14 protein-coding genes are annotated in these 13,821 nt (G+C 67.2%); 7 read left to right on the top strand and 7 right to left on the bottom strand.

The features are described from left to right. Window positions 1-55: 55 nt before the first annotated feature. The 4 genes from AC3QLZ_RS13335 (at window position 56) to AC3QLZ_RS13320 (ending at window position 4,260) form a co-directional block, all read left to right on the top strand. Entirely contained in the window at window positions 56-1,516 is a 1,461-nt protein-coding gene (locus AC3QLZ_RS13335; RefSeq protein WP_014236372.1) for a murein hydrolase activator EnvC family protein, read from the top strand. Between the two features lie 16 nt (window positions 1,517-1,532). Next, a complete protein-coding gene (locus AC3QLZ_RS13330; RefSeq protein WP_043798861.1) occupies window positions 1,533-2,930 on the top strand; it encodes a S41 family peptidase in 1,398 nt (465 codons plus the stop codon). A gap of 33 nt (window positions 2,931-2,963) precedes the next feature. After that, entirely contained in the window at window positions 2,964-3,386 is a 423-nt protein-coding gene (locus tag AC3QLZ_RS13325) for a hypothetical protein (RefSeq protein WP_014236370.1), read from the top strand. 124 nt (window positions 3,387-3,510) lie between these two features. Continuing rightward, window positions 3,511-4,260, top strand: a complete 750-nt coding sequence (locus AC3QLZ_RS13320; protein ID WP_014236369.1) for a HesA/MoeB/ThiF family protein — start codon at window positions 3,511-3,513, stop codon at window positions 4,258-4,260. Window positions 4,261-4,384: 124 nt separating this feature from the next. Here AC3QLZ_RS13320 and ribD read toward each other — a convergent pair whose 3' ends face one another. The 4 genes from ribD to AC3QLZ_RS13300 all read right to left on the bottom strand — a co-directional run bounded on the left by ribD (window position 4,385) and on the right by AC3QLZ_RS13300 (window position 8,011). Further along, window positions 4,385-5,482, bottom strand: a complete 1,098-nt coding sequence (gene ribD, locus AC3QLZ_RS13315) for a bifunctional diaminohydroxyphosphoribosylaminopyrimidine deaminase/5-amino-6-(5-phosphoribosylamino)uracil reductase RibD (protein WP_014236368.1) — start codon at window positions 5,480-5,482, stop codon at window positions 4,385-4,387. A 15-nt stretch (window positions 5,483-5,497) separates the two neighbouring features. Beyond that, a complete protein-coding gene (nrdR, locus tag AC3QLZ_RS13310; RefSeq protein WP_043797837.1) occupies window positions 5,498-5,977 on the bottom strand; it encodes a transcriptional regulator NrdR in 480 nt (159 codons plus the stop codon). Window positions 5,978-5,998: 21 nt separating this feature from the next. After that, window positions 5,999-7,249, bottom strand: a complete 1,251-nt coding sequence (gene glyA / locus AC3QLZ_RS13305; protein ID WP_014236366.1) for a serine hydroxymethyltransferase — start codon at window positions 7,247-7,249, stop codon at window positions 5,999-6,001. Between the two features lie 111 nt (window positions 7,250-7,360). Beyond that, on the bottom strand, window positions 7,361-8,011 hold the full coding sequence (locus AC3QLZ_RS13300; RefSeq protein ID WP_014236365.1) for a histidine phosphatase family protein: 651 nt from the start codon (window positions 8,009-8,011) through the stop codon (window positions 7,361-7,363). 320 nt (window positions 8,012-8,331) lie between these two features. Between AC3QLZ_RS13300 and AC3QLZ_RS13295 the strand changes: the two genes are divergently transcribed. Next, entirely contained in the window at window positions 8,332-8,919 is a 588-nt protein-coding gene (locus AC3QLZ_RS13295; RefSeq protein ID WP_014236364.1) for a TRAP transporter small permease subunit, read from the top strand. Window positions 8,920-8,921: 2 nt separating this feature from the next. Continuing rightward, window positions 8,922-10,388 carry a TRAP transporter large permease gene (locus tag AC3QLZ_RS13290; protein ID WP_014236363.1) on the top strand — a complete coding sequence of 489 codons (1,467 nt, stop codon included), beginning with the start codon at window positions 8,922-8,924 and terminating at the stop codon, window positions 10,386-10,388. 140 nt (window positions 10,389-10,528) lie between these two features. Here the strand turns inward: AC3QLZ_RS13290 and AC3QLZ_RS13285 are convergent, their stop codons facing one another. From AC3QLZ_RS13285 to AC3QLZ_RS13275, 3 genes are all read right to left on the bottom strand, one after another. Beyond that, a complete protein-coding gene (locus AC3QLZ_RS13285) occupies window positions 10,529-11,329 on the bottom strand; it encodes a response regulator (protein WP_014236362.1) in 801 nt (266 codons plus the stop codon). Between the two features lie 82 nt (window positions 11,330-11,411). Continuing rightward, a complete protein-coding gene (locus AC3QLZ_RS13280; RefSeq protein WP_014236361.1) occupies window positions 11,412-11,987 on the bottom strand; it encodes a flavodoxin family protein in 576 nt (191 codons plus the stop codon). Between the two features lie 71 nt (window positions 11,988-12,058). After that, the gene (locus tag AC3QLZ_RS13275; protein WP_014236360.1) at window positions 12,059-12,769 is read right to left on the bottom strand and encodes a pirin family protein; all 711 of its coding nucleotides are present in this window, start codon (window positions 12,767-12,769) and stop codon (window positions 12,059-12,061) included. Between the two features lie 120 nt (window positions 12,770-12,889). Between AC3QLZ_RS13275 and AC3QLZ_RS13270 the strand changes: the two genes are divergently transcribed. Then, window positions 12,890-13,801: a LysR family transcriptional regulator gene (locus tag AC3QLZ_RS13270; protein WP_014236359.1), complete on the top strand. Its 912-nt coding sequence runs from the start codon at window positions 12,890-12,892 to the stop codon at window positions 13,799-13,801. Window positions 13,802-13,821: the final 20 nt, after the last annotated feature.

The following is a 13,821-nucleotide window of genomic DNA, read 5'->3' as shown; positions in this document are numbered from 1 at the left end:
CACATCCACCTCGCCACGGCCAAGCGGCCTCGGGCGAACCTTTCTGCTGGCCCTGTTGGGCGGCCTGGCCCTGTACCAGTCCGCCACTCTGGCCGCCACGCCGGCGACCAAACCCGCCGCTTCCAGCAAAACGCCGGCCAAGGTGGTGGTACAGAAGGCGCCGCTGAAAAAGTCGGCACCGCCGACCAAGGCACCTGCCAAAACCACGGCCAAGCTTGCGACCAAGGCCGCGCCGGGCAAAGCCCCGACCAAAGCCGCCGTCACGCCGCGCAAAGCGGCGGCGGTTGCCGCCGGCGTGACGGCCGGCGCCGTTGCCAATCCGGAGCATCAGGCGGAAAGCAGCAAGGCCGACCTGAAGGAGCTGCAGGGCCGCATCGACAGCCTGCGCAAGGAAGTGGCCACCGCCGAGGAATCTCGGGCCGACGTGGCCGACCAGCTGAAGGATGCGGAAAAGGGCATCTCCAACCTATCCCGGGACCTGCGCCAGCTGTCCGGCCAGCGGGGCAACCTGCAGAACACCCTGCAGCAGCTGGCCAGCCAGGCTCGGGAACTGGAAGACACCCTGGCGGGCCAGCGCACCCAGCTGGAGCAACTCCTGATCCGTCAGTACATGGAAGGGGGCGAGGGCTCCGACTCACTGCGCCTGCTGCTCAACGGCGACAACCCCAACCAGATGGCACGGGACCTCTACTACCTGTCGGCCGTGGCCAAGGCGCGCACGGCCCTGCTGCAACAGATCGGCAGCACCCTGAAGCAGAAGAAGGCCCTGGCCGAAGACACCCGCAACCGGGAAACCGAGCTGGCCGAGGTGGAAGCCAAGCAGAAGGAGCAGCACCAGCAGCTGCTGGCCCAGAAGAACCAGCGCCAGGCCACCCTGGCCAAGATTTCCCAGCAGATCGAATCCCGCCGCAAGGAAATCGGCGCCCTGCAGCAGGACGAAAAGCGCCTGACCCGCCTCATCGACGGCCTCTCCCGCATCATCGCCCAGCAGAAGGCCCGGCCGCCCAAGCCCGAAGCCAAGCCCCGGGCGCCGGCGGAACGGCCCGCCGGAAGCGGCGGTCAAACGCCCGGCATCGACAACGACAAGACCCCAGACGCAGGCCTGGCGCGCTTCTCCGGCGACTTCGCCCGCCTCAAGGGCTCCCTGCGCCTGCCGGTGCGGGGCACCGTCAGCAACCGCTTCGGCACTGCCCGCCAGGAAGGCAGCACCTGGAAGGGCCTCTTCATCCGGGCCGCAGCCGGGGGTGACGTCCATGCCGTGGCCGCTGGCCGGGTGGTCTTCGCCGACTGGATGAGGGGCTTCGGCAACCTGCTGATCCTGGACCACGGCGACGGCTACCTGACCATCTACGGCAACAACGAATCCCTCTACAAACACGTGGGGGAAACGGTGAAGCCGGGCGAGGTTGTCGCCGTCATCGGCAACAGCGGTGGCAACCCGGAATCCGGTTTATACTTTGAACTTCGCCATCAAGGCCAGCCGCTCGACCCGCTCAAATGGGCGAGCTTGAAGTAGGAGACTTTTTGTGAAGATGGGCAAGCCGTTGAAACAGGTGGGACTGATCGGGGTCGGCATGGTGGCCGGCATCCTGCTGTCGGTCCAGATTTCCGCCATCGCCGACAAGGAAACCCGGGCCGGGCTGCCCGTCGAGGAGCTGCGCACCTTCGCCGAAGTCTTCAACGCCATCAAGCAGGGCTATGTGGAGCCGGTGGAAGACAAGAAGCTGATCACCAATGCCATCTCCGGCATGCTCTCCAATCTGGACCCCCACTCCTCCTACCTGGATGCGGATTCCTTCAAGGAACTGCAGGTCGGCACACAGGGCGAATTCGGCGGCCTCGGCATCGAAGTCGGCATGGAAGACGGCTTCGTCAAGGTGGTTTCCCCCATCGAGGACACCCCCGCCTTCCGCGCCGGGCTCAAGGCCGGCGACCTGATCGTCAAGCTGGACGACACCCCGGTCAAGGGCATGACCCTCTCCGACGCCGTCAAGCGCATGCGCGGCAAGCCCAAGACCCCCATCACCCTGACCATCGTGCGCAAGGGCGAGCAGAAGCCCATCGTCGTCACCCTGAACCGGGAAGTGATCAAGGTGCAGAGCGTCAAGTCCAAGCTGGTGGAACCGGGCTACGGCTACGTGCGCGTCACCCAGTTCCAGGAAAACACCGGCCCCTCCCTGGTCAAGCACCTCTCCGACCTGTACAAGGACGGCGCCCTCAAGGGTCTGGTGCTGGACCTGCGCAACGACCCGGGCGGCCTGCTCAACGGTGCCGTCGGCGTCTCCGCCGCCTTCCTGCCGGCCAAGGCCCTGGTGGTATCCACCGACGGCCGCACCCCGGACGCCAAGCACCAGTACTTCGCCAGCGCCGAGGACTACCTGCGCGGCAGCCGCGACGACTACCTGAAGAACCTGCCCGCCGAAGTGAAGAAGGTGCCCCTGGTAGTGCTGGTGAACGGCGGCTCCGCCTCCGCCTCCGAAATCGTCGCCGGCGCCCTGCAGGACCACAAGCGCGCCGTGGTGCTGGGCACCCAGACCTTCGGCAAGGGCTCGGTGCAGACCGTGCTGCCCCTGCCCGGCAACACCGCCATCAAGCTCACCACCGCCCGCTACTACACGCCCAACGGCCGCTCCATCCAGGCCAAGGGCATCGTGCCGGACATCAACGTGGAAGAGTCCGCCAACGGCGCCTCCCCGGAGCGCCTGCGGGAAGCCGACCTGGAACGCCATCTGATCAATGACAAGGAAAAGGAAGCCGCCGCGGCGCCCAAATCCAAGGATGGCAAGGCCAACGGCAAGAACAAGGGCAAGGAAGAGGATGAGAAGTCCGAACTGCCGGCGCCGGCCGAATTCGCCTCCAAGAGTGACTACCAGCTGAACCAGGCCCTCAACCTTCTCAAGGGTCTGCAGATCATGCAGAATAAGCCGTAACGAGCCTAACAGCAGAATCTCGGGGAGAGGGCCATGAAACGAGTCGCCGCCAAGTTGTCGCGCCGTCTGGATACTCAAAAGAAGCGGGAAATCCTGTTTTCCCGCTTCCCCCCGGGGCAAGTGCCTGAAGCCGCCGATCTGCTGACCGGCCTGGAAAACCTGGACGCCGTGCCCGAGACGGAAAAGCGGGCCGTGGCCGTCGCCTACGACCTCACCGACTACACCTACCGGGGCCTGGAAGAAGGCCTGGTGGACCAGGGCTTCCACCTCGACAACACCCTCATGAGCAAGCTGATGCGGGCCCTCATCTACTATGTCGAGGAAACCCAGCTGCACAATCTGGAAGCGCCCGAACGGCCCCTCAAGTCCTCCTCCAAGGCCTACGCCCAGGCCTGGGAACGCCACCCCCACGGGGACCACGACGAAACCCCGCCCGAATGGCGGGAATACAAATAGGCCGCACCGGCCACGCCCCAGGGGCCGCAACAGCGGCCCCTTTATTTTGCCTCGCCGCGCACAACGGCCCCTTTGTTTTGCCCGCCGCCCCGACGGCCCTTCTAGCCACGCCCAGCCCCTCGCCATGAACGACCAGCAACTGCTCCGCTACAGCCGCCACATCCTCCTCGACCCCATCGGTATCGAGGGCCAGGAACGCTTTCTCACCGCCCGGGCCCTGGTCATCGGCGCCGGCGGCCTGGGCTCGCCGGCGGCGCTGTACCTGGCCGCTGCCGGCGTCGGCACCCTGGCCCTGGCCGACGGCGACACGGTGGACCTGACCAACCTGCAGCGCCAGATCCTGCACACGGAAGCCTCCGTCGGCCGGCCCAAGGCCGAATCGGGGCGGGACGCCCTGCAGCGCCTCAATCCGGAAACCCGGGTGGAAGTGATCGCCCGCCGCCTGGAAGGGGCGGACCTGGAGGCGGAAGTGGCCAAGGCCGACGTGGTGCTGGACTGCTGCGACAACTTCGCCACCCGCCACGCGGTAAACCGGGCCTGCGTCAAGCTGGGCAAGCCCCTGGTCTCCGGCGCCGCGGTGCGCTTCGACGGCCAGATCAGCGTCTTCGACACGCGCCAGCCCGGGGCGCCCTGCTACCACTGCCTCTTTCCCGAAGGCGAGGACGTGGAGGAGGTACGCTGCGCCACCATGGGCGTCTTCGCCCCCCTCACCGGCATCATCGGCACCCTGCAGGCGGCCGAGGCCCTCAAGCTGCTGGCCGGCTGCGGCCAGACCCTGGGCGGGCGGCTGCTGCTGCTCGACGCCCTGACCATGGAATGGCGCACGGTGCGCCTGCAGAAGGACCCGGGCTGCCCGGTATGCGGGAGCCGATGAAGGGCGGCTGCAAGCACCAGGCCTGAAAGACAATAGGGACGCCACTTTCCGCCGTGCATAGGCGAAGAATGGCGTCCCTATTGCCTTTCAGTGACGCCGTATTTGGGGAATATCCGCCGCCGGCTCAGGCCAGGCGGGCCAGGATGCGCAGGTCGCCGCCCACCTGGCGCAGGTCGTGCCACCGCAGGCGTTGCTGCTGCTCCAGGGAGGTCAGCTCGGGCAGGCCGAAGAGGCCCAGGGCTGGGTTGCCCAGCAGGGTCGGCGCCAGGTAGAGCAGCAGCTCGTCCACCAGCCCGGCGGCTAGCAGGGCGCCGTTGAGGCCGGCACCGCCTTCCACGTGCAGTTCATTGATGCCCCGCCGCCCCAGCTCCAAGAGCAGGGCAGCCAGATCCACCCGGCCAGCGGCGTCGGGCAGCAGCAGCACCTCGGCACCTTGGGCAGCCAGGGCCGCGGCCTTGGCCAGGTCCGGGTTGGCAGTGGCGATGAGGACCGGGCGGCCGTCCAGCAGACGGGCCGTGGGCGGGGTTTGCAGGCGGCTGTCCACCACCACCGGGCGGGGCTGGCGCTCCGTGTCGACGCCGCGCACGTTGAGTTGGGGATCGTCGGCCAGCACGGTGCCGCTGCCGCTGAGGATGGCACAGGCCCGGGCCCGCCAGCGATGGCCGTCCTGGCGCGCCTCGGCCCCGGTGATCCACTGGCTCTGGCCGTTGGCCAGGGCCGTCCTGCCGTCCAGGCTGGAGGCGGCTTTCAGGCGCACCCAGGGGCGCCCTCTGGTCATGCGGGAGACGAAACCGATGTTGAGTTCCCGGGCCTCATTGGCCAGCACGCCGGCACAGACTTCGATACCGGCCTGACGCAGGATGGCCAGGCCGCGGCCGGCCACCAGGGGATTGGGGTCTTCCATGGCCGCCACCACCCGGGCGACACCGGCGGCCACCAGGGCTTCGGCGCAGGGCGGGGTGCGGCCGTGGTGGCTGCAGGGCTCCAAAGTGACGTAGGCGGTGGCGCCCCGGGCGGCTTCGCCGGCGGCGCGCAGGGCATGGACTTCGGCATGGGGCTCGCCGGCCCGCACATGCCAGCCTTCGCCGACGACGACGCCGTCCCTGACCAGGACACAGCCGACCCGGGGATTGGGGGAGGTGGAGAACAGCCCCTGTTCGGCCAGGGCCAGGGCCCGGGCCATGTGGGCGTGGTCGGCAGCGGTGCCGGGGGCGGCGGGCATGAGATGAGGGGAGAATTACTCGTCGCGGGGGCGACGCACAGGCTTGCCCGGGGTCACTTCGCGCACGGCGTGGGAGAACTCGTCCACGTCCTCGAAGTTGCGATAGACCGAGGCAAAGCGGACGTAGGCGATCTTGTCCAGCTTCTTCAGTTCCCGCATCACCATCTCGCCCACCTTTTCGGAGGGGATTTCCCGCTCGCCCAGGGCCAGCAGTTTTTCTTCGATGCGGGTAATGGCGCCGTCCACCGCCTCGGTGGTCACGGGCCGCTTGCGCAGGGCCAGCCACAGGCTGGCGGAGAGCTTGTCCCGGTTGTAGTCCACCCGGGAGCCGTTTTTCTTGACCACCTGGGGCAGGCGGATTTCCGCCCGCTCATAGGTGGTGAAACGCTTGTCGCAGTTGAGGCAGCGGCGGCGGCGGCGCACGATGTCGCCGTCTTCGTTGATGCGGGTGTCCACCACCGTGGTGTCCATCGCTCCGCAGAAGGGGCATTTCATCGCTGCGCCGCCCTGGCCGTCTTACTTGCCGTAGACCGGGAACTTGGCGCAGAGCGCGGCCACCTTGGCGCGCACTTCGGCCAGCTTGGCTTCGTCGTTCGGCGCGTCGAGCACGTCGGCCACCAGGTGGGCGATCTGCTCGGCTTCGATCTCGGTGAAACCGCGGCTGGTCATGGCCGGGGAACCGATACGGATGCCGGAGGTGACGAAGGGCTTTTCCGGGTCGTTGGGAATGCCGTTCTTGTTCACGGTGATGTGAGCCTTGCCCAGGGCGGCTTCGGCTTCCTTGCCGGTGATCTTCTTGGCGCGCAGGTCGATCAGGAAGACGTGGGACTCGGTACGGCCGGAAACGATGCGCAGGCCGCGCTCCTCGCCCAGGACCTTGGCCATGACGCGGGCGTTGTTGATCACCTGCTCCTGGTACTTCTTGAACTCGGGGGAAGCGGCTTCCTTGAAGGCCACGGCCTTGGCGGCGATGACGTGCATCAGGGGGCCGCCCTGGAGGCCGGGGAAGATGGCGGAGTTGAGGGCCTTCTCGTGCTCGGCCTTCATCAGGATGACGCCGCCGCGGGGACCGCGCAGGGTCTTGTGGGTGGTGGAGGTGACCACGTCGGCGAAGGGCACCGGGTTGGGGTAGTAGCCGGCGGCGATGAGGCCGGCGTAGTGGGCCATGTCCACCCAGAAGATGGCGCCGACTTCCTTGGCGATCTTGGCGAAGCGCTCGAAGTCGATGCGCAGGGCGTAGGCGGAGGCGCCGGCGACGATGATCTTCGGCTTGTGCTCGCGGGCCAGGGCTTCCATCTTGTCGTAGTCGATCTCTTCCTTCTCGTTGAGACCGTAGGAGACGACGTTGAACCACTTGCCGGACATGTTCAGGGCCATGCCGTGGGTGAGGTGGCCGCCTTCGGCCAGGCTCATGCCCATGATGGTGTCGCCGGGCTTGGCAAAGGCCATCAGTACGGCCTGGTTGGCCTGGGAACCGGAGTTGGGCTGCACGTTGGCAGCTTCGGCGCCGAACAGCTTCTTCAGGCGCTCGATGGCCAGCTGCTCGGCCACGTCCACGTATTCGCAGCCGCCGTAGTAGCGCTTGCCGGGGTAGCCTTCGGCGTACTTGTTGGTCAGCTGGGAGCCTTGGGCCTCCATGACCGCGTTGGAGACGTAGTTTTCGGAGGCGATCAGTTCGATGTGCTCTTCTTGGCGACGATTTTCATCTTCGATCGCCTTCCAGAGTTCGGGGTCCACTTTCGCCAGGGTGTCGTTTGCGGAGAACATCGGTGCTGCCTCTCAAGCCGTTGAAAAAGGCGGAAATTGTATCATGCCAACCCCCGCCGCCACCCCTCCCGGGGAAAACCCTGCCCCAATTTGGGGCACCGCCCGGCAGAGTCAGCCCGGCAGCTCGTCCAGGGCGCCGTCTTCCAGGTGCCGGGTGCAGCTCCACTGGACGATGCGCCAGCCGGCCCCGTCCCTTTCCAGCCAGGTGATGCCGGCATTGGGGATGGTGAAATCCCGGGGCGCCGCCAGGGGGCGTCCGCGCACGTGGCGGTTGATGACGTCCAGCACCCCGCCGTGACACACCAGCACCACCGTTTCGCCCCGGTGTTCCGCCGCCAGGGCCTCCAGGCAGCGGCTGACCCGGGCGGAAAAGTCCTCCAGGCTTTCCCCCTGGGGAATGGGCAGTTCCGGCTGGCGCGCCTCGAAGGCCGCATAGGCGCCCGGGTGCTGCTGCCGCGCCTCGTCGTAGGTGAGCCCCTCGAAAATACCGTAGCTGCGCTCCCGCAGGGCCGGCCGCAGGCACACGGGGCGCCCCAGATGGGCGGCGATGGCCTCCGCCGTGACCCGGGCCCGGGCTAGATCGCTGCTGTACACCGCCGTCACCGTGCCGGCCTCGGCCGCCAGGCGCCGCGCCGCGGCCCGGGCCTGGCGCAGCCCGGTGGGATTGAGGCCGATGTCGAGATGGCCCTGGATGCGCCGGTCGGCATTCCAGAAAGTCTCGCCGTGGCGAATGACGCAGATGCGGGTGGGGGCTTTGACCATCGACGGCTCCGGCAACACAGGGCAAAAACCAGGGTTTTAGCAGACCCGGCGGCAGAAGGGAAACAGGCCGTCAAAATGCCAGCGTCACCGGCCGGAAAGCCGCTGCCGGCTAGGGTTTCCACCAATGGCCCGCCCCCGGCCCCTGTGCCACAATCGCCGCGCAATTTGTGGGATTGGGCACCCGGCCGCCACCAACGAGGCCAGGACACCTCCCGCAAGACTCGGGCAGACGCGCTGCACGCCTGCCCTGGCCACAAGCCGAAATACAAGCGATGGGCCCAAGAAGCCCGGCATTTTCGACATCTCTGGAGGAACCAACCGTGACCTTTCTGCTCAGCGTCTCCCGCGGGATCGACGCCCTCAACGAGCGCGTCGGCAAAGCCGTGATCTGGCTGGTGCTGCTCATGACCATTCTCAGCGCCGGCAACGCCGTGATGCGCTACACCATCAATTACAGTTCCAACGGTCTGCTGGAAATCCAGTGGTACCTCTTCGCCGTGATCTTCCTCTTCAGCGCCGGCTACACACTGCTGCGCAACGAGCACGTGCGCATCGACGTGGTGGCGGGCAAGTTCTCCCCCCGCGGCCAGGCCTGGATCGACATCATCGGCACCCTGCTGTTCCTGATGCCCATGGCCGTCCTGATCATGTACCTGTCCTGGCCCATCTTCATGAATGCCTGGGACTCCGGTGAAATGTCCTCCAACCCCGGCGGCCTGATCCGCTGGCCGGCCCGCCTGATGATTCCCGTCGGCTTCCTGCTGCTGGTGCTGCAGGGCCTCTCCGAACTGATCAAGCGCATCGCCTTCCTGCGCGGCCTGATCGCCAACCCCGCTGAAAAGCACAAAGGCCCCTCCGCCGAAGAAGAACTGGCGGCCGCAATCAAGGCCAAGAAAGGCGAGGCATAACCATGGAATTCCTGATCAACAACATGGCGCCGGTAATGTTCGGCGCCCTCGTCCTGTTCCTCCTCTTCGGCTACCCGGTGGCCTTCGCCCTGGCCGCCAACGGCATGGTCTTCGGCTTCATCGGCATGGAACTGGGCCTGCTCCACCCGGCCCTGTTCCAGGCCCTGCCGGAACGGGTCTTCGGCATCATGGCCAACGACACCCTGCTGGCCATTCCCTTCTTCACCTTCATGGGCCTGGTGCTGGAGCGCTCGGGCATGGCGGAGGATCTGCTCGACACCATCGGCCAGCTCTTCGGCCCCATGCGCGGCGGCCTGGCCTACGCGGTGATCTTCGTCGGCGCCCTGCTGGCGGCCACCACCGGCGTGGTGGCGGCTTCGGTGATCTCCATGGGCCTGATCTCCCTGCCCATCATGCTGCGCTACGGCTACGACAAGCGCCTGGCCTCGGGCGTCATCGCCGCCTCCGGCACCCTGGCCCAGATCATCCCGCCCTCCCTGGTGCTGATCATCATGGCCGACCAGCTGGGCAAGTCCGTGGGCGACATGTACGAAGGCGCCATGGTCCCCGGCCTGATCCTGACCAGCCTGTACGTGGGCTACGTCGTCATCCTCACCCTCATCAAGCCCAACGCCGCCCCGGCCCTGCCCCTGGAAGCCCGCTCCCTGCGCGGCGCCAAGCTGCTGATGCGGGTGCTGACCTCCCTGGTGCCGCCCCTGGTGCTGATCTTCCTGGTGCTGGGCACCATCTTCATGGGCATCGCCACCCCCACCGAGGGCGGCGCCATGGGTGCCAGCGGCGCCCTGATCCTGGCCCTGATGCGCAAGCGGCTGTCCGTCTCCCTGCTCAAGCAGGCCATGGACACCACCGCCAAACTGTCCTCCTTCGTGGTCTTCATCCTGGTGGGTTCCACGGTGTTCGGCCTGGTCTTCCGGGCGGTGAACGGCGACCTGTGGGTGGAACACCTGCTGACCTCCCTGCCGGGCGGCCAGCTGGGCTTCCTCATCGTGGTGAACATCCTGGTCTTCGTCCTGGCCTTCTTCCTGGACTTCTTCGAACTGTCCTTCATCATCGTGCCCCTGCTGGGACCGGTGGCGGAAAAGCTGGGCATCGACCTGATCTGGTTCGGCGTGCTGCTGGGGGTGAACATGCAGACCTCCTTCATGCACCCGCCCTTCGGCTTCGCCCTGTTCTACCTGCGCTCCGTGGCCCCGGCCTCGATCAAGACCACCGATATCTACTGGGGCGCCGTGCCGTTCGTGTGCATCCAGATCATCATGGTGGCCCTCATCATCATCTTCCCGGGCATCGTCAGCTACGGCGATCCGGCCCACCGGGCCCCGACCCAGCAGGAATCCGAAGCCATGGACCTCAACTCCCTGATGCAGCAGCAGGAGGGAGAAGGTGGAGGCTCCGGCGAAGAGGGTCAGAACGAACTGCTCAAGCAGCTGCAGCAGAACAGCAACTGAGCCCAGGTTCATCCCTAGCTTGTGCCCGCCGGCAACCCCGGCGGGCTTTTTTTCGCCCACCGCCGGCCACTCCGCCGAACGAGCGGCAATAAAAAAGGGAGCCGCAGCTCCCTTTTCGCTTCAGGCCGGAGAACCCCGGCTCAGCCCCACATGGCCCGCTCGATCAGACCCTTGACCGTCTTGGGGTCGAAGGGCTTGTCGCAGATGGCGGAAACGCCGGCCTGCTCCACCGCGGCCAGGCGGCTCATATTGGATTCGCTGGTGACCATCAGCACCGGCACGGTGGCCTGCCAGCTCTGCTGGCGGATGTATTCCACCAGGGCCTTGCCGTCCATTTCCGGCATGTTGTAGTCGGTCAGCACCAGATCCACCATGGTTTCCCCGAGCACGGACACCGCCTCCTTGCCATTGCTGGCTTCGAGGAAGTTCTCGATGCCCAGGTTCTCCAGGATGTGGCGCAGGAATTTGCGGGACACCGGGCTGTCGTCCACGATCAGTACCTTCAGGCTTTCCAGGTCCACCGGCACTTCCAGCTGGCCTTCCGGCTCCAGGTAGTCGATCACCGCGCGCAGGGCGGTGAGCAGCTGCTTTTCGCTGAAGGGCTTGGGCAGGATGCTGCAGGCGCCGGACTGGCGGATGGGATCCAGCACCTTGGGCCGGGTTTCGCTGGAGATGAGCACGAAGGGCAGCATTTCCAGGTCATCGTCGGCGCGCATGGCGTAGACCAGCTCGGTGCCGGTCATGTCCGGCAGATACATGGCGCTGATGACCACGGAAGGCTTGGACCGGCGCAGCAGGGCCAGGGCATCGGCGCCGCTGGCGGCGGTCTGCATGTTGGCGACGCCCAGGTTGCGCAGGAACTGGCCGACGATATGGGCCTGGGTGTGGGACGGTTCCACCAGCACGACCGAGAGGTCGGCGACGGAAGAAATCATGTGCATGGGGCTCCCCTCCTTCTATTGTGCCGGCCACTATAGCAAAAACCCCGGCACGAAGCCGGGGTCGGAGTGGGGCGGAGGCGGCTTACTGCTTGCCGCGGACGAAGCGCAGGGTGGTGGCGGCCACCCGGGCGCCGTAGAGGCGGGCCGTTTCCAGGTCGCCGGCAGGAGGCGCCACGTCGGGACCGATGTCGGAGTCGGACTGGGCCATGGCGCCGTAGGAAGCGCCCATGCGGTTCACGTCGTTGCGCTGGGCCTTGGAGCTGTTGGCCGGCAGCAGCCCCAGGCTGACCCAGATCATGCCGTGCTGCAGGGCCAGGGTGGCGAGGGCGCCCAGGGTGCCCTGCTTGTCGCCGTTGAGGGAGGCGGAGTTGGTGAAGCCGCCGGCCACCTTGTCCTGCCAGGCCCGGGTGAACCAGGCCTTGGAGGAAGCGTCGGCGAATTCCTTGAACTTGGCGGAGGGGCCGCCCATGTAGGTGGGGGCGCCGAAGATGATGCCATCGGCCCCATCCAGGTCGGCCCAGGGCACGGCGGCGATGTCGTCCAGGGCCACCAGTTGGGCGCTGGCGCCGGCCACCTCATTGACGCCGGCGGCGACGGCGGCGGCCTGCTTGGCGGTGTGGCCGTAGCCGCTGTGATACACGATGGCGATCTTTGCCATGAAACGCTCCTTCAGTCTGTCGGGGGTTGGGAAGTTGGGAATGGGAAATCAGGATCAACGGCAGGCAAGGCTCAGGCCGCAGGCGGCAGATCGAAGAGAAGGAACTCCCCCGGCTCGGCGCCGCCCTGGAAGGCCAGTTCGGATTCGTCGGCAATCTTGGCGCCGTCGCCGGCGGCCAGGGCCACGCCATTGAGGCTGACCTGGCCGCGGATGACATGGACGTAGGCCAGGCGGCCGGGCGCCAGGGTGTGGCGCACCGCCTCGGCCGGCCCCAGGTGGGCCGCCAGCAGCAGGGCGTCCTGCTGGATCACGGCGCTGCCGTCGCGGCCGTCCGGCGAAGCCACCAGCACCCACTGGCTGGCGTTGTCCGGCGTGAACAGCCGGTGCTGGTCGTAGCTGGCCCTGCCGCCCCTGAGGGCCGGCTCGATCCAGATCTGCAGCAGATGGGTTTCCTCATCGGCGGCAGGGTTGAACTCGCTGTGCAGCACGCCTTTGCCGGCGCTCATGCGCTGCACCTCGCCGCGGCGGATGCCGCCGCCGTTGCCCAGGCTGTCCTTGTGTTCCAGGGCGCCGGAGAGGATGTAGGTGACGATTTCCATGTCCCGGTGGCCGTGCATGGGAAAGCCGGTGCCCGGCGCCACCCGGTCCTCGTTGATCACCCGCAGCGCGCCCCAGCCCATTTCCCGGGAATCGTAGTAGTCGGCGAAGGAAAAGCTGTGTTTGGCCTGGAGCCAGCCGTGATCGGCCTGGCCCCGGGCGTCGGACGGACGTAGCTGGATCATGTCGGGCTCCTTGGCAAGAAGTATTGTTCATTTGCATTCATGGGTTGAAGCCATACTAAGCAATGGATTAGAGTGATTCCAGCGAAATGAACTCACCGATTCATTCAATTTCCTTCACCTATGCGCATCTCCCTCGACGCCCTGCAGATCCTCGACGCCATCGACACCCAAGGCTCCTACGCTGCCGCCGCCAGCCGCCTGCACCGGGTGCCCTCGGCCCTCTCCCACGCCATGCAGAAGCTGGAGGGGGAGCTGGGGGTGGAACTGTTCGAGAAGAGCGGCCGCCGCGCCATCCTCACCGCCGCCGGCCGCACCCTGCTGGAGGACGGCCGCCATCTGCTGCGCGCCGCCCTGGAGCTGGAATCACGGGTGAAGCGGGTGGCCACCGGCTGGGAAACGGAGCTGTCCATCGCGGTGGACTCGGTCATCCCCGGCGAGCGCCTCTACCCCCTGCTGCAGCGCTTCTACGACGAAGGCCACGGCACCCGCCTGCGCCTCTCCTACGAAGTCCTGGGGGGCTGCTGGGACGCCCTGACCACGGGCCGGGCCGACCTGGTGATCGGCGCCCCCGGCGACATGCCGGCCCGGGGCGGCATCGCCACCCGGCCCCTGGGCACCATGGAACTGGTATTCACCATGGCCCCCGGTCATCCCCTGAGCACGGTGCCCGAGCCCATTCCGGCCCACGAACTGGCCCGGTACCGGGCCGTGGTGCTGGCCGACACTTCCCGGGAACTGGCCGCCCGCACCAGCGGCCTGCTGGAAGGCCAGGACGCCCTGCGGGTGCCGGACATGCAGAGCAAGGCGGCGGCCCAGGCCGCCGGTCTTGGCGTCGGCCACCTGCCGCCCTGGCTGGCGGCGCGGGAAGTGGCGGCAGGCCGCCTGGTCACCAGGACCCTGGCCGAACCCAAGGGCAGCACCCCGCTCCACATTGCCTGGCGCCCCTCCCACGAGGGCCGTGCCCTGGCCTGGTTCCTGGCGGCCCTGGAGGACCGGGAGCTGTGCCAGGCCCTGACCGAGGGTCTGGCGTAAAGGGGGAAGCCGGCCCCCGG

The sequence above is a fragment of the Azospira sp. MPR-LB4 genome, assembly GCF_058809525.1.
This window is presented reverse-complemented; position numbering and strand designations above follow the sequence as displayed.

Bases quoted from the DNA above. Each gene is read 5' to 3' on its own strand.
- AC3QLZ_RS13330 (WP_043798861.1), top strand. From the start codon at position 1,533: ATGGGCAAGCCGTTGAAACAGGTGGGACTGATCGGGGTCGGCATGGTG.
- AC3QLZ_RS13325 (WP_014236370.1), top strand. From the start codon at position 2,964: ATGAAACGAGTCGCCGCCAAGTTGTCGCGCCGTCTGGATACTCAAAAG.
- AC3QLZ_RS13320 (WP_014236369.1), top strand. From the start codon at position 3,511: ATGAACGACCAGCAACTGCTCCGCTACAGCCGCCACATCCTCCTCGAC.
- ribD (WP_014236368.1), bottom strand. From the start codon at position 5,482: ATGCCCGCCGCCCCCGGCACCGCTGCCGACCACGCCCACATGGCCCGG.
- nrdR (WP_043797837.1), bottom strand. From the start codon at position 5,977: ATGAAATGCCCCTTCTGCGGAGCGATGGACACCACGGTGGTGGACACC.
- glyA (WP_014236366.1), bottom strand. From the start codon at position 7,249: ATGTTCTCCGCAAACGACACCCTGGCGAAAGTGGACCCCGAACTCTGG.
- AC3QLZ_RS13300 (WP_014236365.1), bottom strand. From the start codon at position 8,011: ATGGTCAAAGCCCCCACCCGCATCTGCGTCATTCGCCACGGCGAGACT.
- AC3QLZ_RS13290 (WP_014236363.1), top strand. From the start codon at position 8,922: ATGGAATTCCTGATCAACAACATGGCGCCGGTAATGTTCGGCGCCCTC.
- AC3QLZ_RS13285 (WP_014236362.1), bottom strand. From the start codon at position 11,329: ATGCACATGATTTCTTCCGTCGCCGACCTCTCGGTCGTGCTGGTGGAA.
- AC3QLZ_RS13280 (WP_014236361.1), bottom strand. From the start codon at position 11,987: ATGGCAAAGATCGCCATCGTGTATCACAGCGGCTACGGCCACACCGCC.
- AC3QLZ_RS13275 (WP_014236360.1), bottom strand. From the start codon at position 12,769: ATGATCCAGCTACGTCCGTCCGACGCCCGGGGCCAGGCCGATCACGGC.
- AC3QLZ_RS13270 (WP_014236359.1), top strand. From the start codon at position 12,890: ATGCGCATCTCCCTCGACGCCCTGCAGATCCTCGACGCCATCGACACC.